Source organism: Kitasatospora sp. NPDC093806 (assembly GCF_040683335.1).
Taxonomy (GTDB): domain Bacteria; phylum Actinomycetota; class Actinomycetes; order Streptomycetales; family Streptomycetaceae; genus Kitasatospora.
On the sequence record NZ_JBFBDO010000001.1, the window covers coordinates 507,270 to 527,070 of the forward strand.

At 74.5% G+C, this 19,801-nt stretch carries 20 protein-coding genes; 14 read left to right on the forward strand and 6 right to left on the reverse strand.

What is annotated here, in order from left to right:
* Positions 1-51 precede the first annotated feature (51 nt).
* The 4 genes from AB0N76_RS02185 to AB0N76_RS02200 all read left to right on the forward strand — a co-directional run bounded on the left by AB0N76_RS02185 (position 52) and on the right by AB0N76_RS02200 (position 2,573).
* Positions 52-435, forward strand: coding sequence for an ATP-binding protein (locus tag AB0N76_RS02185; protein WP_363551837.1), 384 nt, complete (start codon positions 52-54; stop codon positions 433-435).
* Positions 432-572 (forward strand): hypothetical protein, encoded by a 141-nt coding sequence (locus tag AB0N76_RS02190; protein ID WP_363551835.1) that lies wholly within the window; start codon positions 432-434, stop codon positions 570-572. Before AB0N76_RS02185 ends, AB0N76_RS02190 begins: the two co-directional genes overlap by 4 nt.
* Positions 573-637: 65 nt before the next feature.
* Positions 638-1,600: a D-glycerate dehydrogenase gene (locus AB0N76_RS02195; protein WP_363551833.1), complete on the forward strand. Its 963-nt coding sequence runs from the start codon at positions 638-640 to the stop codon at positions 1,598-1,600.
* A gap of 268 nt (positions 1,601-1,868) precedes the next feature.
* Positions 1,869-2,573, forward strand: a complete 705-nt coding sequence (locus AB0N76_RS02200; RefSeq protein WP_363551831.1) for a hypothetical protein — start codon at positions 1,869-1,871, stop codon at positions 2,571-2,573.
* A gap of 30 nt (positions 2,574-2,603) precedes the next feature.
* Here the strand turns inward: AB0N76_RS02200 and AB0N76_RS02205 are convergent, their stop codons facing one another.
* On the reverse strand, positions 2,604-3,548 hold the full coding sequence (locus AB0N76_RS02205) for a DUF4231 domain-containing protein (RefSeq protein WP_363551829.1): 945 nt from the start codon (positions 3,546-3,548) through the stop codon (positions 2,604-2,606).
* Between the two features lie 154 nt (positions 3,549-3,702).
* Positions 3,703-4,467, reverse strand: a complete 765-nt coding sequence (locus AB0N76_RS02210) for an SIS domain-containing protein (protein WP_363551827.1) — start codon at positions 4,465-4,467, stop codon at positions 3,703-3,705.
* 221 nt (positions 4,468-4,688) lie between these two features.
* Here AB0N76_RS02210 and AB0N76_RS02215 point away from each other — a divergent pair, with 221 nt between their 5' ends.
* Complete coding sequence (locus AB0N76_RS02215) at positions 4,689-5,381, forward strand: metal-dependent transcriptional regulator (RefSeq protein ID WP_363551825.1); 693 nt, start codon at positions 4,689-4,691, stop codon at positions 5,379-5,381.
* A gap of 450 nt (positions 5,382-5,831) precedes the next feature.
* Here the strand turns inward: AB0N76_RS02215 and AB0N76_RS02220 are convergent, their stop codons facing one another.
* Complete coding sequence (locus AB0N76_RS02220; RefSeq protein ID WP_363552221.1) at positions 5,832-6,536, reverse strand: bifunctional DNA primase/polymerase; 705 nt, start codon at positions 6,534-6,536, stop codon at positions 5,832-5,834.
* Between the two features lie 328 nt (positions 6,537-6,864).
* On the opposite strand from AB0N76_RS02220, the gene AB0N76_RS02225 reads away from it, so the two are divergent.
* Positions 6,865-8,241: a transcriptional regulator gene (locus AB0N76_RS02225; RefSeq protein WP_363551823.1), complete on the forward strand. Its 1,377-nt coding sequence runs from the start codon at positions 6,865-6,867 to the stop codon at positions 8,239-8,241.
* A gap of 174 nt (positions 8,242-8,415) precedes the next feature.
* A complete protein-coding gene (locus tag AB0N76_RS02230) occupies positions 8,416-9,549 on the forward strand; it encodes a hypothetical protein (protein WP_363551821.1) in 1,134 nt (377 codons plus the stop codon).
* An 88-nt stretch (positions 9,550-9,637) separates the two neighbouring features.
* Here AB0N76_RS02230 and AB0N76_RS02235 read toward each other — a convergent pair whose 3' ends face one another.
* Positions 9,638-10,939, reverse strand: coding sequence for an ABC transporter substrate-binding protein (locus tag AB0N76_RS02235; protein ID WP_363551819.1), 1,302 nt, complete (start codon positions 10,937-10,939; stop codon positions 9,638-9,640).
* Positions 10,940-11,194: 255 nt separating this feature from the next.
* Between AB0N76_RS02235 and AB0N76_RS02240 the strand changes: the two genes are divergently transcribed.
* Together AB0N76_RS02240 and purU are read left to right on the forward strand one after the other, a co-directional pair.
* On the forward strand, positions 11,195-11,629 hold the full coding sequence (locus AB0N76_RS02240; protein WP_363551817.1) for a hypothetical protein: 435 nt from the start codon (positions 11,195-11,197) through the stop codon (positions 11,627-11,629).
* 103 nt (positions 11,630-11,732) lie between these two features.
* Positions 11,733-12,599 carry a formyltetrahydrofolate deformylase gene (purU, locus tag AB0N76_RS02245; RefSeq protein WP_363551815.1) on the forward strand — a complete coding sequence of 289 codons (867 nt, stop codon included), beginning with the start codon at positions 11,733-11,735 and terminating at the stop codon, positions 12,597-12,599.
* A gap of 95 nt (positions 12,600-12,694) precedes the next feature.
* Here purU and AB0N76_RS02250 read toward each other — a convergent pair whose 3' ends face one another.
* The gene (locus tag AB0N76_RS02250) at positions 12,695-13,897 is read right to left on the reverse strand and encodes a zf-HC2 domain-containing protein (protein ID WP_363551813.1); all 1,203 of its coding nucleotides are present in this window, start codon (positions 13,895-13,897) and stop codon (positions 12,695-12,697) included.
* Complete coding sequence (locus AB0N76_RS02255) at positions 13,894-14,559, reverse strand: sigma-70 family RNA polymerase sigma factor (protein ID WP_363551811.1); 666 nt, start codon at positions 14,557-14,559, stop codon at positions 13,894-13,896. Before AB0N76_RS02255 ends, AB0N76_RS02250 begins: the two co-directional genes overlap by 4 nt.
* A gap of 586 nt (positions 14,560-15,145) precedes the next feature.
* Between AB0N76_RS02255 and AB0N76_RS02260 the strand changes: the two genes are divergently transcribed.
* The 5 genes from AB0N76_RS02260 to AB0N76_RS02280 all read left to right on the forward strand — a co-directional run bounded on the left by AB0N76_RS02260 (position 15,146) and on the right by AB0N76_RS02280 (position 19,730).
* A complete protein-coding gene (locus AB0N76_RS02260; RefSeq protein WP_363551809.1) occupies positions 15,146-15,691 on the forward strand; it encodes an ATP-binding protein in 546 nt (181 codons plus the stop codon).
* 617 nt (positions 15,692-16,308) lie between these two features.
* Positions 16,309-17,610 carry an MFS transporter gene (locus AB0N76_RS02265; protein ID WP_363552219.1) on the forward strand — a complete coding sequence of 434 codons (1,302 nt, stop codon included), beginning with the start codon at positions 16,309-16,311 and terminating at the stop codon, positions 17,608-17,610.
* A 22-nt stretch (positions 17,611-17,632) separates the two neighbouring features.
* Positions 17,633-18,160: a GNAT family N-acetyltransferase gene (locus AB0N76_RS02270; protein WP_363551807.1), complete on the forward strand. Its 528-nt coding sequence runs from the start codon at positions 17,633-17,635 to the stop codon at positions 18,158-18,160.
* Between the two features lie 113 nt (positions 18,161-18,273).
* Entirely contained in the window at positions 18,274-18,648 is a 375-nt protein-coding gene (locus AB0N76_RS02275; protein WP_363551805.1) for a DUF4229 domain-containing protein, read from the forward strand.
* Between the two features lie 11 nt (positions 18,649-18,659).
* Complete coding sequence (locus AB0N76_RS02280; protein WP_363551803.1) at positions 18,660-19,730, forward strand: LacI family DNA-binding transcriptional regulator; 1,071 nt, start codon at positions 18,660-18,662, stop codon at positions 19,728-19,730.
* Positions 19,731-19,801: the final 71 nt, after the last annotated feature.

Consider the following 19,801-nt stretch of genomic DNA (forward strand, 5'->3'; position numbering starts at 1 on the left):
TTGGTACCGGCTGCCCGGTGTGCCCCTACCTACACCGCAGGGAGTCTCCCCGTGTGTAACCCCAACCTCAACTCCCCCTCCCTCGCTCTCTCCCGGCAGTCGTTGCGCGACGCGATGGCGCGCGCCGGGTGGGACGACCAGCGCATCTTCGACGCCGAACTCGCGCTCGTCGAACTGATCGTCAACGCCTGGCGGCACGGGCGGACCGCCGCGCCGGCCGTCGTGATCGTCATCCTCTGCCGCACCCTCCGGGTCTCGGTCGGCGACGAGAGCCACGCCCTCCCTGAACAGCGACGACCCGCCGATCCCACCGAACTCACGGAGTCCGGGCGGGGCCTCCAGCTGGTCGCGGGGCTCACCCACCGATGGGGCTCGGAGCCGCAGAAGAGAGGCAAGCACGTCTGGTTCGAGCTGGACCTGGACCCGGCCGCGTGAGCACGGTCATCGCCCTCCTCGTCCTCGCCTCGGCGCTGGTCGGGGCGATCGGCGAAGTCCTGACGCGAGCGCTGCGGGATCGCGTCGACCGGGCGGGCAGCACGGCCGACGAGCGCCCGCCGGCCGGACGAACGTAGGTGCCATTAATGGCACCGAGCCCTCGCTCCCAGCCGGGCGAGGGCTCGCCACGTACACTCCGGGCGTGAATGAGCTGCCCCCCGTCCTGGTCACCCGCCGTCTCGCGCCCGGCGTCGTCGAACGGCTCACCGGCCACCACGCGGCCACCGTGCACGACTCCGAACTGCCGCTGTCGCGTACCGATCTCCTCGCCGCCGTCCGTGGCCGGCGGGCCCTGGTCACCACCCTCGACGAGCGGGTGGACACCGAACTGCTGGACGCGGCCGGTCCCGGCCTCCGGGTCGTCGCCAACCACGCCGTGGGGTACCACAACGTCGATGTGGCGGCCTGCGCCGAGCGCGGCATCACCGTCACCAACACCCCCGGGGTGCTCACCGCCGCCACCGCCGACATGGCCTGGGCCCTGCTCCTCGCCGCCACCCGCCGGCTCGGCGAGGGCGAGCGACTGGTGCGCTCCGGCGAGCCCTGGGCCTGGGCGCCGACCTTCATGCTCGGCCTCGAACTCACCGGCACCCCGCTGGGCGTGCTCGGCATGGGCCGGATCGGGCAGGCGGTGGCCCGCCGGGCCAAGGGCTTCGACATGCCGGTCCGCTACCACAACCGCAACCCGCTGCCGCCCGAGCAGGCCGACGGCGCCGAGTGGCTGGAGCTGGACGAACTGCTCGCCACCTCCACCGTCCTGGTCGTCACCTGCCCGCTCAGCGAGGCCACCCGCCACCTGCTGGACGCCCGCCGGCTCGCTCTCCTGCCGCCCGGCGCGGTGGTGGTCTCGATGACCGCCGGGGTCGTCGACGAGGAGGCGCTGGCCGCCGCCCTGGAGTCCGGCGCGCTGTTTGCCGCCGCCGTGGACAACTTCGAACGGGAACCCGCCGTCCCCGCCGCCCTGCTCGCCCAGGACCGCGCCGTGCTCGCCCCCCACCTGGGCAGCGCCACCGTCCGCACCCGTCAGGCCATGGGCAGCCTCGCCGTCGACAACGTCCTCGCCGTCCTCGCCGGCAAGGACCCGCTCACCCCGGTCGCCCGCTGACGCGTGTGTTCGCGCCCTCGCGGCCGTACGGTCGCGAGGGCGCTAAGAGGGACCCCGGCGTCATGGAACTCGCGGGTCAGGCGGGCACGGACCGGTGCCGAGGGGGACCCTGGCAGGTTTAGGTGTCCCGGATGGCCGGATGCGAACGGTTCGCCCGAAGGGGGGAGGGGCAGCTTCGGAGTCGACGGTTCCGGGTGGCGAGCGAAACCCGTCGCCTCCGGTTCCGTTTGTTCTGTAGCAGTAGGAATTGACTATCAGGGGAGTATCCGTGAGGTATCGCCAGATCGCCGGCGTCGCCGCCGCCGCGGCCGTGACCGTTCTGCTCGCACCGGTCGGCAGCCCTGCGGCGGCCGCCGCCGAACCGCAGCCGCGGGCGGCTGCCGCGTGCGTCGCCTATACGAAGGTGGAGGCCGTCGCCTACTCGAAGTTCTCCGACGGGACCTTCCGCCGGGCCGCGGGGACGGAGAACTCCGTCAAGAAGGACACCTGCTTCATCGAGCTGGACGAGAACCGCTACCCGCCGGGCTGGTACACGGGCTGGGACGGCTACTGGGAGCTCGCCAAGGAGAGCGACAAGGGGGCCGTGTACAAGCAGTTCGGCTACGGGGTGGTCCGCAAGGAGGCCAACGGCTACAAGGAGGGCTACCTGGTCGACCTGGCCCAGCTCCGCGACGTCGCCGAGAACGTCAACTGCGACGCCAAGGCCACCAAGAACCTGTCCCGCGCCTGGCGGGCCAAGATCCGCGTCTACGGCGAGCCCAACCGGCAGCTCACCGATTGGATCAGGACCTGGAACGAGGTCACCGGCTTCACCGACGAGGGCGGACGCTGGCGCGAGGGCCAGTGCATCAAGCTCACCGGCAGCGCCTCGAAGTGGGACGGCCACACCTTCTACGAGACCCCCGTCTCCGGCGGCGGGGGCGGCCACCTCGACTGGGTCCGTGACGACGAGGTGCAGCTCCTGCGCAAGTGACACCGACGGCTCCGCCGGCCGGGACCGGGCTCAGTGGGCCCGGTCGGCGGAGCCGTGGGCCTCGCGGCGGGCCTGCCAGGTGGTGTGTTCGCGGGAGACGGCGTCCTCGGCGTCGCGGGCGAGGCGGGCCCAGAGCTCCTCGGCGTCGGGGGAGCCGACGTCGAGGTGGGCGAGCTGGGCGCGGATCTGGGCCAGTTCGTCGGCGGCCAGCCCGTACGCGGCGGCGAGCGGGCGGTACTGGCGCAGCTGGGCCCAGGCGGTGACCGAGGCGGCCACGGCGGAGACGACGCCGAGCGCGTCGAAGGAGAACCCGCCGAGCGCCCGCAGCACCGCCAGCACCAGCCCGAGCAGCGGCAGCACCACGCCGGCCACGCCGGTCCAGAAGCCGGCCCGGGCGCAGTAGCGCGCCTTGGAGCGGTACCAGTCGTGCTGGACCTCGATCCGTTCGCGCAGGTAGACGTCCCGGCGGACGGCGAGCGGCCGGCCGCGCAGGCCGCGCATCGCCTCGGTGATCTGGCTCTCGGCGGGTCGGCCGGCCAGACCGGGGCCGACCGCGCGGCTGCCCCGGAAGGCGTGCAGCACCTGGCCGAGCTGGAGGCCGTAGAGGCCCTCGGCGTCCGGCAGCGGGCGGGGCGGCGGCTGGACGGCGTCGGCGCGGACGGCGAACTTCCAGGCGAGGGTCTTCACCGACTCGGCGGCGGCCCGGCCCTCGTACCAGAGGCCCTGCGGGTTCTGCCGGCTGATCACCGCGGACAGGCCGATCGCGCCGAGGTAGGCGACCGCGGCGAGCCAGGCCCAGGGATCGCCGTCGGCGGAGCCGGCCGTCGCGGCGGCGACCAGCAGCATCAGCTCCCACGCGGAGAGCCGGACGGCCCGCCGCTGGCCCTGCTGGGAGGCGGAGTCGGCCGCCCAGAACAGTTCGGGCAGCAGCTCGCGCTCCCGCGCCCGGCCCATCGCTTCCGCACCCGACGCCATCCGCGGTCCCCCACCCGTCGCTCCGGTCGCAGACCTTCTGCCCCGGCGCCGGGGCCGGTACGCCTCCACCGGGGCCGCCCGTCCGCGTGCGGCTGGACGGTGGCGTAGGCGGGCTCGTACGGCCGGCCCCGGCGGGCCGGGACGGTCGGCGTAATCAGTGGGTGTAGAAGATCCGGTCCGCGTTGTCGGCCATCTGCTTGGCGTTCCACTCGGTGCCGCCGGGGACGTTGCCGGAGCGGAAGAGCGGCGGGGTGGCGCCGGTGCCGTCGAGGGCCGCGTCGGCCAGCCGGCCCACCGCGGCGGCGATCACGGCCTGCATCAGCGCGCTGGTGACGATGGTGGAGACGGGGCCGAAGGTGGTCTCGGCGCCGGGGTGGGTCAGCTCGCCGTCGCCGACCGCGATCTTGCTGTCCAGGACGACGTCGCAGTGGTCCTTCAGGTACGTGCCGGACGGGTGCCCGGACGCGACTTCGCCGGGGTAGGCGAGCGAGGTCAGCCCGATCACCCGCAGGCCCCGCTCCCGGGCGTGCTGGGCGAGTTCGACCGGCATCACCTGGCGGCCGGAGAGCGAGATCAGGAAGAGCAGGTCGCCGCTGGTGGCGGGGGTGTGGTCGAGGGTGGCGGTGGCCAGGCCGGAGACCCGCTCCAGCGCGCTGGACAGCGGGGCCGGCATCACGGTGACCCCGGCCATCCCGGGGACCTCCAGCAGGTTGATCGGCACCAGCCCGCCGGCCCGGTAGACCACGTCCTGGGCGGGCAGCGAGGAGTGGCCGGCCCCGAAGGTGAAGATCCGGCGGCCCTCGGTGATCGCCTCGGCGAGCAGCGCGGCGGCCGCCTCGATGTTCTCCGCCTCCTCGGTCCGGACCCGCTGGAGGTGGGCGATCGCGGCGTCGAAGTACCGGCCGACCAGCTCGCTCATCTGCTGCCTTCGCTCTCTGCCGGGGTGGGGCCCGGCCGGGTGGGGCGGCCGTGGGGGTCCGGGCCGCTGACGGAGAAAGCTACGGCGAGCACCGTCCTTCCTCACCGGTGCCGCTGTCAACAGGAAGGAAAAGCCGCTCCCGGAGCCTCGGCGCGGGCCCGGTTGTCGGTGCGGTACGTCAGAATTGGCGGTGAGGACACCGAGGAACGGAGCCAGCGGCGATGTCTGGGCTGATCGACACCACAGAGATGTACCTTCGCACCATCCTGGAGCTGGAGGAGGAGGGCATCACCCCGATGCGCGCCCGGATCGCCGAGCGCCTGGAGCAGAGCGGTCCCACGGTCAGCCAGACGGTCGGCCGGATGGAGCGCGACGGGCTGCTGCGGGTCGCGGGCGACCGCCACCTGGAGCTGACCGAGGAAGGGCGCCGGCTGGCCGTGCGGGTCATGCGCAAGCACCGGATCGCCGAGTGCCTGCTGGTCGACGTGATCGGCCTGGAGTGGGAGCAGGTGCACGAGGAGGCCTGCCGCTGGGAGCACGTGATGAGCGAGACGGTCGAGCGCAAGGTGCTCGCCATGCTCGGCCACCCCACCCAGTCCCCGTACGGGAACCCGATCCCCGGCCTGGACGAGCTGGGCGACGCCAAGGCGGAGGGCGAGGGCTTCGACGCCGAGCTCGTCCCGCTGGACACGGTGCGCCCGGGCGACGACGGGGCCAACGTCGTGGTCCGCCGGATCGGCGAGCCGATCCAGACCGACGGCGACCTGATGCGCACGCTGCGCCGGGCCGGGGTCCGGCCGGGCTCCACGGTGCGGGTGACCGCCGGGGTCGGCGGGGTGCTGGTGGGCTCCGGTGACAACGCCGCCGAGCTGGGCAAGGACATCGCCGCGCACGTGTTCGTCGCGCAGGCCTGAGCGGCGTCCACCGGCTGAACGGGGCGAACGAGCAGGGCCCGGTGCTCCCCGTGCACCGGGCCCTGCTCGCCCTCCCCGCTCCCTCCCGCCTGCCCGCGCCACCGGCCTCCCCGAACCCGGCCGGTGCCGCGGCCCCCGCCTTCCCTCCCGTCCCCTCCGGTCCCTCCCGCCCCGCCTCGCCCGGCTTCCCCGTCCGAGCGCCCCGTCCGGCGGCCCCTCACACCGGAATTCCTCCCCTCGGCCGATCATGGCAATCCTTGAGCGTTGTCACTCGTACGAGGGGCTTTCGCCGTTGACCAGCGGGTACACCGAAGCCTTATCCGGACATGCGTATGACGGGCCCCGCCTCCGGTGGGAGGCAAGGCCCGTCACTCGCGCGCGGGGTCTCGCGCGTCGCGCGCCCTCACCCGATCGGCGGAGGGCGGCTGTCCGTGGGAGTGCCGCCGGCGGTCAGCGCACCGCCGCGGCCGTCGGCTGGGCGGACCGCGCCGCGGCCGCCGGGGCCTCCCGCCCGCAGGCGTAGGCCAGCGGGCTGATCAGCTCGGTGGCCTCCGGCAGCCAGCGGTTGAGCTCGGAGGGCGAGCGGGCCCACTGCGCGAAGCCGCTCGGGCCGACCCGGGACGGCGGGGCCACCGTCCAGTCGCCCTCGCCGCGGGCCACCAGGTCCAGCCGGCCGGGCTGCCAGCCGATCTTGCCGAGCATCTCCGGCAGCTTGGCCGCCACCCCCGGCAGGACCAGGAAGTGCAGCCGCCGGCCGGCCCGGCCGGGGGCGGCCGGGACGACCGCGACCGGGCCGAGCTGGAGGCCCATCCGCTCCATCCGGGCGAGCGCCAGGCAGCCGGCCATCTCCGGGACGTCCAGCACGTCGAAGGACCGGCCGGTGGGCAGCAGGATCGACGCCTCCGGGCGCTCCGTCCACCAGCGCCGCACCGCGCCGGGGCCGGCGCTCGCCTTGCGCGCCCAGTCCGTGTCGATCGGGTGGGCGCCGGGCAGCGGGCAGCGCGGCTCGCCGCAGGAGCACCGGGCCGGCCCGTCGCCGTCGATCAGCCAGGCGCCCGGGGCGACCTCCCAGTGACGGTTCTCGGCGTAGCCGACGGCTTCGATGAGCAGCGGGGGCAGTCCGGCGTTGCCGCCCTGGTCGGGGGAGTCGGGGATGTCTTCCACGGGCTGCTCAACTACCGTGCGTGAGGCGGGTTACGGTCGGGTCCGGGCCGTTCCGCCGTGTGGTGGCAATTCACCCGAACCGGTGAGGCGATCCGTGCGGAAGCGCGCCGGGGGGAGGCGAGGTGGGCGCAATGGGGGCGCACGGGAGCATTTGCCCGGGCGCGTGGGGGGTGGGGATCGTCACCGTGGGTATCCCGCTGGCGTTGCTGATCGCTAACCTGGTGTCAGATTCCTTTGACGGTCGGACAGTCGGCAACAGAGATCAGCAGAAAGCGTCGCCCGCCGGCCGGGACCGGAGGGTGTGGGGAGGCGAAGCCCAATGGCCGCGAGACCACTTGTCGCACGACAGCCCAACGAGCGGTTGCAGCAGCTGATCCAGGAGGCCAGCTGCTCCAATGCCGGTCTGGCACGGAGAGTCAACCTCTGCGGCGCCGAGCACGGTCTGGACCTGCGCTACGACAAGACCTCCGTCGCGCGCTGGCTCCGTGGCCAGCAGCCGCGCGGACAGGCGCCGGCGGTGATCGCCGAGGCGCTCGGGCGCAAACTGGGGCGCGGGGTGTCGGTCGAGGAGATCGGCATGGCCGACGGCAAGAACCTCAGCTCCGGTATCGGGCTGCAGTTCGCGCCGACCCTCGGCGCCGCGCTGGAGCAGGTCTGCGAGCTGTGGCGCAGCGACGTCGGCCGCCGCGACTTCCTGACCGGGGCGACGGTGGCGGCCTCCGCGCTGGTCGAGCCCAGCCGGGACTGGCTGATCACCCCGCCGGACCCGGTGGTGGCGCGCACCGGCGGCACCCGGGTCGGCCCGACGGACGTCGCGGCGATCAAGGCGACCACCGCGATGCTGGTCGACCTGGACCACCGCTTCGGCAGCGGCCACGTCCGCCCGGTGGTGGTGCACTACCTCAACAGCGTGGTCTCCGGCCTGCTCGGCGGCTCCTACCGGGAGGAGACCGGCCGGCAACTCTTCGCGGCCGTCGCCCGGTTGACCGAGCTCGCGGGCTACATGGCGGTGGACACCGGGCAGCCCGGGCTGGCCCAGCGCTACTACATCCAGGCCCTGCGGCTGGCCCAGGCCGCCGACGACCGGGGCTACGGCGGGTACGTGCTGGCGGCCTCGATGAGCCACCTGGCGGCGACCCTCGGCAACCCGCGCGAGATCGCCCAGCTCGCCCGCGCCGCCCAGGAGGGGGCCCGGACGGTCGCCACCCCGACGGCGATGGCCATGTTCTACGCGGCCGAGGCGCGCGGGCACGCCCTGCTCGGCGACGCCAAGGCCTGCGAGGCGGTGGCCGCCAAGGCGCTGGAGATGATGGAGAAGCGCCGCCCGGAGGACGACCCGGACTGGATCGCGCACTTCGACGACGCCTACCTCGCGGACGAGCTGGCGCACTGCCACCGCGATCTGGAGCAGGCCGGGCCGGCCGAGCACTACGCCCGCCGGGCGCTCGACCTGCACCCGCCGACCCGGGTGCGGCGCCGCGCGGTGGACCTCGTGCTGCTGGCCACGGCGCAGCTCCAGCAGCGGGACGTCGAGCGGGCCTGCGAGACCGGTGCGCAGGCGGTCCGGCTGCTGAGCGGGCTGCGGTCGAACCGGGGCGTGGAGTACCTGGACGAGTTCCGGCGCCGGCTGGAGCCGTTCCGGGAGCAGCGGGTGGTCCGCGAGTTCCAGGCCCGGGCGGAGGCCGAGGCCGCCTGAGGAAGGCGTCGGTGGGGAGCGTGCGGGGTCGGTGAGGGACGGGCCGCCCACGTGGTCGGCCGGTTCGGTGAACCGGTAGCGTGGGCGCGACGTCCAAGGAACTGTGATGCTCCCAAGAACCGACGAGATGTGGTCCGCCGTCAGCGCGCGGTCGTGCACAGGTGAGGAATCGCGTTGAGCCAGCGCCGCTCGTACCCCAACTCGGGTGACTTCAACCTGGACGACCTGTTCCGCCCGGAGCCCGGCCAGCCACCGGCCCAGCCGCAGGGGCAGCCGCAGGGGCAGCCGCAAGGCCAGCCGGGTCCGCCCCAGGGCCCGCCGTCCGGGCAGCCGGAGTACTTCGGTGACAGCGCGCTGCCCACCCAGGCGATGCCGGTCCACCCGGGGGCCCAGCCGCCGGCCTGGGGCGGCGCACCGCAGCCCGGCTACCCGGGGGCGCCGGCCGAGGCGGCCCAGGCGACCCAGTACCTGCCGCCGTACCCCGGCGCGGACCCGCAGGCGGCGGGCGGCTACCCGGCCGCGCAGCCGGGATACGCCCAGGCCGCGCCCGGCTACCAGGGCTATGAGGGCTACGAGGGCTACCCGCCGGCCGTCCCGGAGCACCAGGGGGCGCCGGCGTACCCGGCGCCGGAGGCCCCGGCCGGGCGGGACGGCCGTCGCGGCGGCCGTTCGTCCGCCAAGCTGATCGTCGGCGGGGTGCTGGCGGGCGGCGTGGCGGCGGCCGTCCTGGTCGCCGTGCTGATGGGCGGGGACGAGGACAAGGCCGGCACCGACAAGCAGGCCGCCCCCGCGGTCACCGGCACCGGCACGTCCGGAGCCGCCGCGCCGAGCGCCGGCCCGTCGACGGCCACGGTCGACCCCGCGGTCAAGGCCCAGGCCCAGGCGCTCTCCGACCTGCTGGGCACCGCCAACGACAGCCGGCAGGCGGTGATCGGCGCGGTCGGTTCGGTGCAGAAGTGCGAGAAGCTGCCCGAGTCGCAGCAGGCGCTGACCGCCGCCGCCGGCCAGCGGCGCGACCTGCAGACCAAGCTGGGCCAGCTGAAGACCGACAAGCTGCCCGGCGGCCCGCAGCTGGTCGAGCAGCTGAACGCGGCCTGGGCGGCCTCGGCGACCGCGGACGACGAGTACGCGGCCTGGGCCGGTGACGCGCAGGCCGGCTGCGAGCCGAAGAAGACCGACAACGCGCACTACAAGAACGCCGTCAACGCCAGCGGCACCGCGACCAACGCCAAGAAGCAGGCCTCCGGGCTCTGGAACACCGTCGCCGGCCAGACCGGCCTGCCCACCCGCACCGACGGCGACCTCTGAGTCCGCCGGGCCCGCGGAGCTCCACGGCGAAGGGCCCGACCGGTGCGGTCGGGCCCTTCGCCGTGTCCTGGCCGTGCGGTGCGGCGGATCAGGCCGGCGGCTTGCTCCCGGTGAGCACCCAGCGGACGTCCACGAAGCCGGGGCGCTGCAGGGTCAGCTGCCCGCCCTTGACCACCTGGTAGCTGACCCAGGTGTTCACCAGCCGGGGCGACTCGGTGCTCGGCAGCATGTTGGTGGTGCCCCAGTTCAGCGGCGGGGTGAGCCCGACGTCGATCTGGTCGCCGCTGTCCAGCAGCGCCGTGACGGTCTTGCCGGAGACCGGGCGACCGGCCGCGTTCAGCCGCTCGGAGATCTGCCGGAACACCTCGTAGGCGACCCAGGTGGTCTGCACCCCGGGGTCGGCGGCGTCGATGGTCTTGCCGCCCGCGGTGTCGGCGCGGATCACCGCGCGCAGCCCGTCCCAGGTCTTGGCCGATTCCGGCGGGTACCAGCTGGTGACCATGGCGCCGGCCAGCGGGCCGTTGTCGCCGCCGGTGGAGTCGACCACCGACTGCTGCACGCTGCCGATCACCGAGGCGACCTTGGTGTTCTTGGCGCCGATCCGGCGGAAGGAGTCGAGCAGGTTGCCGGTCGGCTCGGCGCCCAGCGCGCTGGTCACGCAGTTGCCCGGCTGGTCGGTGCCGACCGCCTTGCGGACGACCGGCGTGTAGTCGCTGGACTTCTCCGGCGCCTTGACGTCCAGCAGCTTGATCCCGGCCGGCTTGAGCGCGTTGCCCAGGTAGCCGAGCAGGTTGTCGCCGGCCGGGGTGTCCGGGCGGATCAGCGAGACGGCCTTGCAGCCGGCCTCCACCAGCTGCCGGCCGCTGCCGCCGATCAGGGCGGGCATGCCGCCGCCCACCGGGTAGGAGAGCGGGCTGCTGAACTCCGGCTGGGACAGGCCGTAGCCGCCGATCAGCGGGATGCCGGCGCGCTCCAGGACGGGCATGAAGTCGTCGCCGAACTGGCTGTAGGAGCCGAGGACCGCGACCGCCTTGGCGTCCACCGCCTGCTGCGCGCAGGCCTTGGCGCCCTCGGAGGTGTTGTGCTCGTTGCAGGTGATCACCTGGAGCCGGCGGCCGTTCAGGCCGCCCTTGACGTTGATGTCCCGGCCGATCGCCTCGGCCAGCGCGGTCATGCCCGGGCGGTCGGTCGAACCGGTGCCGGACGGGGCCCAGGTCATCACGGTGAGGTCGCCGCTGCCGGTGGCGGCGTCGGCCGGTCCGCCGCACGCGGAGGCCGAGAAGAGGGTTGGGAGCAGTGCCGCGGCGGTCGCCGCGGCGGCGATCGGGCGCCGGCGGCGCCGTCCCGCGTTCGGGTGCATGGCCTGGGACGAGCCCGTTCGGCTGGTCATCGGTCTTTCCCTCCCTGGGCGCTGTGCTGCGCACCGGATCCAGCCAATCCCCGGCGTCACAAGGCGAGAGGGCGGAAAAGCCAACAGTCGGCCAACGGCGACGGAACTCCAGGGGGGAACGCGTGTAGATCGGGAGTGGAGCGCCAACGGTGGGGGAACGTACGATCGTCGACCATGTCCGCCAGCACAGAATCTTCGTATCGGTCTGCCCGAAACCCTTCTCGTCCGGGCCACCGCTCCAGCACGATGGGCGGCATGCCGCTCAACGACCTGCCCTGGTGGCGCTGGCGGGCCCGCCTCCGCTCGGCGCTGCACATGCTGTCCGACCCCGGCTTCCAGCAGCAGACCTGGCTGACCGGCCGCGAGGGGTACGGCGACGTGACCGACGCCGTCTACCGGCTGGTCGAGGACACCTGGCTGGACCGCTGGTCGGCCGAGAAGTACGTCGGCACGATCTTCCGGGACTCCGCGGAGGCCACCGTGGTGGACGTCGCGGTGCTGCGGGTGGTGCGGATCCTGCACGAGGTCGGCGCGGACGCCCCGGCCTCCGCGTACCTGGAGCACCACGGCTGGCCGGAGGCGGTCCGGGCGGCCCGCGAGGCGCACGTGAAGCTCGCGGTCAACGACGGCGAGGACCCGGACGCGCCGCCGCGCTCGCTGGACGTGCTGCGGATCCTGACCCAGGTCTGAGCGGCGCCGTCCCGGAGTACGGGCAGCGGGGTGGGGGGAATCCCGGAGTGTGACACGCTGGGCCACTCATTCCAGCACGAGCTCAGGACGGGATACCCCCACCGTGGAACAGCAGCCGGTCAGCGCCCAGTACGTCCTCACGCTGTCCTGCCCGGACAAGCAGGGCATCGTGCACGCGGTCTCCAGCTACCTCTTCATGACCGGGTGCAACATCATCGACAGCCAGCAGTTCGGTGACGGGGCCAGCGGACTGTTCTTCATGCGGGTGCACTTCACCGCCCCCGAGCCGGTGGGCGTGGACAAGCTGCGGGCCAGCTTCGCCGCGATCGGCGACTCCTTCGGGATGGACTGGCAGATCCACTCCAACGCGGAGAAGCTGCGGATCGTCCTCATGGTCAGCAAGTTCGGGCACTGCCTGAACGACCTGCTGTTCCGCACCCGGATCGGCGCGCTGCCGGTGAAGATCGCCGCGGTGGTCTCCAACCACACCGACTTCCGCGACCTCACCGAGGGCTACGGGATCCCGTTCCACCACATCCCGGTCACCCGGGAGACCAAGGCCGAGGCCGAGCAGCAGCTGCTCGACCTGGTGGCCAAGGAGGACGTCGAGCTGGTCGTGCTGGCCCGCTACATGCAGGTGCTGTCGGACGGCCTGTGCACCGCGCTCTCCGGCAAGGTGATCAACATCCACCACTCCTTCCTGCCGAGCTTCAAGGGCGCCAAGCCCTACCACCAGGCGCACGCCCGGGGCGTGAAGCTGATCGGCGCCACCGCGCACTACGTCACCGCCGACCTGGACGAGGGCCCGATCATCGAGCAGGAGGTGGCCCGGGTGACCCACGACGTCACCCCGGACCAGCTGGTCGCGCTCGGCCGGGACGTCGAGTGCCAGGCGCTGGCCCGGGCGGTGAAGTGGCACAGCGAGCACCGGGTGCTGCTGAACGGCGGGAAGACCGTGGTCTTCGCCTGACCGCCTGACCGCCTGACCGCCTGAGGGCCTGACGGTCCCGGACGCTAGTGACCGCCTGACCGCCTGACCGCCTGAGGGCCTGACGGTCCCGGACGCTAGGGCCGGGAGAGCAGCGGGGTCGCGCGCAGCACCTCGCGGATCGCGGCCCGGTCGCCGTGCTCGCCGACCGGCAGCCGGTCCGGGTCGCGGTGCGCGGCGGCCAGCTGGCAGAACTCCAGCCCGTCCAGCACCATCGAGGCCACCGGCTCGCCGCCGGGCGGGCCGGCCTCCGGACCGTCCAGCGGTATCAGCCACTCGCCGGCCGCCGGGCCGTCGATCACCAGCCGGACCCGTCGTCCGGTCCGGCCGGCGGATCCGTCCGGCCGCCCGTCGGCGGCCCCGACCCCGGCGGGCTCGGGGTGCGCCGCGCGCCGGCCGGCCAGGGCGGGCGGGAGCATCCGGACGGCCAGGTCGATCATCTGCCGCAGGTGCTGCGGGGCCGGCGGGTCGTACGGGTAGGCGACCGCCCGGGCGACGTCCTCGCCGTGCACGTAGCACTCGAAGGCCCGGTCGACGAAGGCGTCCCGGAGCGGGACGGTCGCGAAGCCGAAGTCGACCGGGGTGTTGCCCTGCGGGGCGAGCGCGGCGGAGCGGACCAGCGCGTGGCAGTGCCGGCGCCACCGGGCGCGGACCCGCTGCGGCGGCAGGCCGGCCTGCTCGGCGGTGAGCCGGGCGGTCCGTTCGGTGATCCGCTCGGCGGCCAGCGCCCAGTGTGGACCGGTCTGCGCGGGCACCCGGGGGAGCGGCGGGACGGCCTCCTGCGGCGGGACCCGGCGGTCCGGCACCGGCGCGGCGGTGCCCGGCACCGGGTCGGGCAGCCCGAGGGCGACGGCCAGGTAGCCGTCCACGGCGGCGAGGTGGCAGAGCACCTCGGCCGGGCGCAGGTACTCGGTGCCGCCGTGCCAGGGGAGTTCGGCCACCTCCTGCCACTCCTCCGGGCCGAGGTCGCGGAGCAGGGCGTCGAGCTTGGCGGTCTCGGCGGTGTACGGGGCGCCCCAGGCAGGGACGGGCAGTTCGGCCGGCCGCCGGGTCAGGCACCAGTCGAGCACCTGCTGGCGGAGCGGGCCGGGCTGGTCCAGCGGTTCCTCGACGGAGAGCCAGCCCGCGGCCTCGCGCAGCCGGCCGGCCTCCTCGGCGCACTCCGGGCAGGCGTCCAGGTGGAGTTCGAGTTCGGCGGCCTCGCGGGGCGGGACGGCGCCGAGGGCCCAGGCGCCGAGCAGCGAGCGCAGGGCCTCGTGCTGATCGTCGGTGATCGTCACGCTCCGCCGCCCTCCTTCCGCTGCCAGCCGTCGCGTCCCCTGTCGCAGTCCCGCGGGTCGTCCGCCCCCGCCGGGCCGTCCGCCCCCGGTTCGCCGGGTGCGCCGGGCGGGGGCGTGCGTCGCTGCCGGGCACGCTCCTCCGCCAGCTCGGTGGCGAGCAGCTCCAGGCCGAGCCGCATCCGCTGCTTGGCGGTCTGTTCGCTGATTCCGAGCCGACGGGCCGTCTCCTGGTAGGTGCGGCCGTCGTAGTAGGACTCCGCGATGGTCTCACGCAGCGGTTGCGGCAGCGCGGCGACCACGTACTGGACCCGGGCGGCGGTGGCCACCGTGCGGATCTCCTCCTCGGCGCTGCCGGCGAAGCCCGCCTCGGCGGCGCGGCGGGCCCGCAGCCGGTCGACCGCGCGCCGGTGGGTCAGCGCGCCGAGCCAGGAGCGGAGCGAGCCGCGGGCCGGGTCGAAGGCCTCGGGGTGCTCCCAGACGTGGGCGAATATCTCCCGGGTGAGCTGCGCCGCGGCGCTCTGGTCGGCCAGTATCCGGCCCGCCAACCCGTGGACCATCGGCGCGAGTTGGTCGTACAGCTCGCCCAGGGCGGTCTCCTCGCCGCGGGCCAGCCGCCGTTGCAGCTGCTCGTCCCGGCGCGGTTCGCCGCCGGTGGTGGCCATCGGTCACCACCCCTCCTGCCGGACCGACCGCTGACCCGTCCACGGTATCCCGCGCCGTTCGGGCGGTGGCGGGATTCGGTGAAGAACGGAGGGCCGCGGTCCGGAGCCCGAGCCGGGCTTCGGATCGTCGGATCGTGGGATCTGCCGTCGATCCCGCGGTTGGGCTGTTCGAAGGGGGGTGGACATATGTCGCACGGGTGGTTCGCGAGTGGCGGGCGCGGCGCCGGGGGCGGACGGCGGTAGGTTCGCCTCTGCGTCCTCGGCCGGTCGGCCCGGGCCGGGCGATCGCCGGTCCGAAGCTCGCCAGAGTGAGCGGGACAGTATGCCCTGCCCCGTCCCCCGATCGCTGGAATATGCCCGAAGCGCTTGCTGCAGTCGGTCCGCCGAATCATCCTGAGGCGTACTCGTGTCGCGGCCGGTGCGCGACGGACGAGGTGGCGCGGGCCCGCCGCACCGGTTGTGACGTGCGGCGACCCGGTGACGGGCGATGGCCCGACGGACGGCGGCCCGGTGGGTGCCCGGGCGGGCCGGGCGACCAGGGCCCGGTCGAGACGATGGCCGAACTGCGAGTGCAGGTGGTGGAGCGGTGCAGGTTCTTCAGGTACAGCTGGCGGTGCAGGCGGATCCCGCCGAGGTCGGCCGGGCCCGTCGGTGGGTCCGCTCGCGGCTGCTCAACCACGGCGTGGACCCGGACGCGCCGATCGCCGAGACGGTGGTGCTGGTGGTCTCCGAGCTGGTGACCAACGCCGTGGTGCACACCGGCTGTCCGGCGGTGCTGCGGCTCTGCTTCCCGCTGGGCGAGCCGCCGGGCGGGACGGCGGGTGGGGCGGCGGGCGGGACGGCGGGGGCGTCCCCGGACGGACCGGGGTGCGCCCGGGTGCGCGAGGCCGCGACCGTCGGCCCGCTGCGGGTCGAGGTCGCGGACGCCAGCCAGGCGGCCCCCGCGCCCCGGCACGCCGGACCGGACTGCGACGCGACCAACGGGCGCGGCCTGGAGCTGGTCGAGCTGCTCTGCGACCGCTGGGGCTGGTACCCGGACGGCTCGGGCAAGCGGGTCTGGTGCGAGATCAGCCCCGACGCCCGCCCGGCCGACCCGCTCGCCGCCGTCGACTGGGCCGCCCTCGCGCAGTGACTCCTGATGGCGCTCGGCTCGCCTCCGGGCCGCTCTGATCCGGCGCCGACACTCCTCACTCCGGCACTCCCTCCTGCGTCGGTCGCTGGTCGCTGGTCGCTGGTCGCTGGTCGCTGGTCGCTTTCGGCACCGGCGCGGCCCTTCGGCTCGCTCGCGCAGGCCCGGCGATCACCGGGCCGAAAGCTGACGCAACCATTCCGAATTTCGGACTACCCATTGACGTGACGTATCCGACTGATCACGCTTGGGTGCAGCGCTCCGTTGCGAGGGGACGCCGAGGGAACACCCGAACGCCGCTGCGGTGCTGCTGTCCAGGGGGATCACGTCAGCAGGGGGGCCGTGGGTCCCGGCCGGTCGTGCGCTGGCTCCTTGGCGAGTGCGGAGGGCGTGGCACGGGTTCAGGGCCCGTGCACCGCGGTCGGATGGCGGCCGACCGTGCCGCGCTCGGGGTGCGTGCGGCCGGTCGCCGTCCGATCCACCCACCGCGGGCGGTCCTTTTCGGCCACCCCGGTCCGGTGGCCCGAAACCGATGAAAGCTGGCAGTCCCGCCACTCGTGACCCACCGGCCCCTTCGGGAGACTCGCCGGGTGAACGAATGCTCGAATGCCCCCGCGGACGTGGCCCCCGCCCCGACCTCCGGTCCTCTCCCCGCCCGCGGTCCCCGGCTGCACTACGCCTGGGTGGTGGCCGCCGTCTCGCTGCTGGTGCTGCTCGGTTCGGCCGGATTCCGCTCCACGCCCAGCCTGATGATGGACGCGCTGCACACCGAGTTCGGCTGGTCGATGGGCACGATATCCGCCGCCACCTCGGTCAACCTGACCCTCTACGGCCTCACCGCGCCGTTCGCCGCCGCCCTGATGGACCGGTTCGGCGTCCGGCTGGTCGTGGTCTGCGCGCTGCTGACCATCTCGGTCGGCTCGGGACTCACCATGCTGATGCGCGAGCCGTGGCAACTGATGCTCTGCTGGGGCGTGTTGGTCGGCCTGGGCAGCGGCTCGATGGCGGGCGCGTTCGCGACCACGATCACCGGCCGCTGGTTCCGGGCCCGGCAGGGGCTGGTCACCGGGGCGCTGACGGCGGCCGGCGCGGCGGGCAACCTGGTCTTCCTGCCGCTCGGCGCCTGGCTGGTGGAGGAGCACGGCTGGCGCTCGGCCGTCGTGGTGGTCTCGCTGGCGGCCAGCGCGGTCGCCGTCCCGGTGCTGCTGCTGATGCGCGAGCGGCCCGCCGACCTCGGCCTGCTCCCGTACGGGGCGACCGAGGGGGAGCCGGCCCCGGCGGTCGGCGGGCGGGCGCTGGCCCGTTCGCTGCGGGTGCTCCGGGAGGCCGCCCGGAGCCGGGCGTTCTGGCTGCTGGCCGGCTCCTTCGCGATCTGCGGCGCGACCACCGCCGGGCTGGTCGGCACCCACTTCATCCCGGCCGCCCACGACCACGGCATGCCGGTCACCACGGCGGCGAGCCTGCTGGCGCTGGTCGGCGTGTTCGACGTGGTCGGCACCATCGCCAGCGGCTGGTTCACCGACCGCTTCCCGGCCGAGCGGCTGCTGATCGTCTACTACGCGCTGCGCGGGCTCTCGCTGTTCCTGCTGCCGCAGCTGTTCGCGGGCTCGCTGGAGCCGCCGATCCTGGCCTTCATCGTCTTCTACGGGCTGGACTGGGTGGCCACCGTGCCGCCGACCGTCGCGCTCTGCCGCCGGCACTTCGGCGAGGACGCGCCGATCGTCTACGGCTGGGCGCTGGCCGGCCACCAGATCGGCGCCGCGGTGGTCGCGGGCCTGGCCGGCTTCGCCCGGGACGCGCTCGGGAACTACGACCTCAGCTGGTACGCGGCCGGCGGGCTGTGCGCGGTCGCGGTGCTGCTCTGCCTGGCGCTGCGGACGGCGACGGCCGGGCCCGAGCGGACCGTTCCGGCGTTGTCGTAAGGGGCGGCTAGGCTGCGGGACCATGACGCTGATCTTCACCCTCGACCCCGAACTCGACCCCGGGCTGCGCGCCGAGATCACCGCCCTGTGGACGGCCGCCAGCAACGCGGGCGGGGCGGTCGGCTTCGTCCGGCCGGTGACCGAGGAAGAGGTGTGGGTCGCCGCGGAGAAGCAGTTCGCCGGGATCGCGCCGGCCGGGCCGGACCGGCTGCTGGTGGCCCGGGAGGCGGAGAGCGGGCGGCTCGCCGCGCTGCTGGTCTTCGAGTCGATGCGGTTCGAGCCGATGGACCACTGGCGGCTGCTCACCCGGGTGATGGTCCACCCGGACTTCCAGGGGCGCGGCTACGGTTCGGCGCTGCTGGCCGAGACCGAGCGGGTCGCCCGGGAGTGGGGGCTGGCCGGTCTGCGGCTCTACCTGCGCGGCGGGCTCGGGCTGGAGTCGTTCTACGGCCGCAGCGGCTACGTCGAGGTCGGCCGGGTGCCCGGCACCATCCGGGTCGGGCCCGGCGACGACCGCGACGACGTCACGATGTGGCTCGACCTGCGCTGATCGGGCCGGACCGGCGGGCGGGGTCGGAGGGGTCCACCCCTGCCGGTCCCGTCAGGCATGCTTCACTGGGAGACCGGCCCGGTCCCCCCAGCGCAGAGAAGGATGTGTCCCCGGTGAGCAATGTGAGCAAGAAGCCGAACGCCACGCTCCGCTACACCTCCATGCGGGTCTCCATCTTCCTCGCCTGCCTGCTGATCGCGCTGCTGCTCGGACACTTCGGGGTGATCCCGGTCAGCGGCGAGGCGGGCGTGATCTTCCTCTTCCTGCTGGCCGCGATCGTCTCGGCGCCGCTCAGCTACGTCCTGCTCAGCCGCCAGCGCGACGAGATGTCGGCCGCGATCTCCGGCAAGGTGGACGGCATCCGCACCCGGACGGCCTCGAAGATCGCCGCGCAGAACGCCGAGGAGGACGCCGCGGACGACGCCGCCCGCGCCGCGGCCGCCCGGGCCGCCGCCCCCGGCTCCGCCGCCTCCGCCCCGCAGAACTGACCCGCCCCGCCGTGCCGGAGAAGCAGCCCGAGCGGCCGGAGCAGCCCGAGCGGCCGGCCGCCGGGACCTGGCCGGCCCCGGTCCGCCGCCCCACCGGCCGGGACGTCGCCCGGCTCGCCGGGGTCTCGCAGGCGACCGTCTCGCTGGTGTTCTCCGGTTCCGAGGCCGGCCGCCGGGTCTCCGAGGCCACCCGCGAGCGGGTCCGGGAGGCCGCCCGCGGCCTCGGCTACCGCCCGCAGGCGGCCGGCCGGCAGCTGCGGCTGGGCCGCAGCGGCATGATCCTGCTGGCCGTGCCGAACATCCTCGGCCCGTTCTTCGGCCGGGTCCTGGAGGGCGTCCACGAGGAGGCCGGCAAACACGGCCTGGCCGTCGTGGTCAGCTCCGGCTGGGGGAGCGCCACGCTCGCCGAGGCCGCCACCACCAGCCGCTTCGACGGCCTGCTGATCTGCTCCCCGGACGACAGCCAGCTCGGCGACCTGCCCGCCGACACCCCCGCCGTCTTCCTGGACGCCGACCCGGGCACCGACCGGGCCCGGCCGACCGTCGAGCTGGACGTGGCCGGGGGCATGCGGGCCGCCGTCGAGCACCTGGCCGGGCTCGGCCACCGGCGGATCGGCCGGCTCCGCTCCACCCACGCCGCCTACACCTTCCGGGTCCGGCAGGCCGCCTTCGAGGAGGCCGTCCGCGCGCTCGGCCTGGACGTCCTCGAACTGGGCGTCAGCCTGAACGAGGGCCAGTCCGCCGCCCGCGAGGTCGCCCACCGGCTGCTCGCCGACCCGGCCCGACCGCACGCGGTGATCTGCGACGACGACGTGGTCGCCTCCGGCGTCTACCAGGCCGCCGCCGAGCGCGGGCTGCGGGTGCCCGGCGACCTCTCGGTGGTCGGCATCGACAATGTCCCGGTGGCCGCGCTGCTCGCCCCGCCGCTGACCACCGTCGACCTGCCGGGCGAGGAGCTCGGCCGGGCCGGGGTGGCGGCGCTCGCCGGGCTGCTCCGGGGCGAGCCGGTCGCCCCGGTGGCGCCGCTCGCCACCTCGCTGGTGTTGCGCTCCTCCACCGCGCCGGGGCCGGTCGGGAGCTGACCGTCGGGCCGACCGCCGGTCGTCCGTCCGCGTCAGGGTTCGTCCGTTCGGGCTGATCCGGACGGGTGAAA

What these genes read in the sequence shown, in the direction of transcription:
- AB0N76_RS02205 (WP_363551829.1), bottom strand. Translation starts at nt 3,548, where the DNA reads ATGGCGTCGGGTGCGGAAGCGATGGGCCGGGCGCGGGAGCGCGAGCTG.
- AB0N76_RS02210 (WP_363551827.1), bottom strand. Translation starts at nt 4,467, where the DNA reads ATGAGCGAGCTGGTCGGCCGGTACTTCGACGCCGCGATCGCCCACCTC.
- AB0N76_RS02215 (WP_363551825.1), top strand. Translation starts at nt 4,689, where the DNA reads ATGTCTGGGCTGATCGACACCACAGAGATGTACCTTCGCACCATCCTG.
- AB0N76_RS02225 (WP_363551823.1), top strand. Translation starts at nt 6,865, where the DNA reads ATGGCCGCGAGACCACTTGTCGCACGACAGCCCAACGAGCGGTTGCAG.
- AB0N76_RS02235 (WP_363551819.1), bottom strand. Translation starts at nt 10,939, where the DNA reads ATGACCAGCCGAACGGGCTCGTCCCAGGCCATGCACCCGAACGCGGGA.
- AB0N76_RS02240 (WP_363551817.1), top strand. Translation starts at nt 11,195, where the DNA reads ATGCCGCTCAACGACCTGCCCTGGTGGCGCTGGCGGGCCCGCCTCCGC.
- AB0N76_RS02255 (WP_363551811.1), bottom strand. Translation starts at nt 14,559, where the DNA reads ATGGCCACCACCGGCGGCGAACCGCGCCGGGACGAGCAGCTGCAACGG.
- AB0N76_RS02270 (WP_363551807.1), top strand. Translation starts at nt 17,633, where the DNA reads ATGACGCTGATCTTCACCCTCGACCCCGAACTCGACCCCGGGCTGCGC.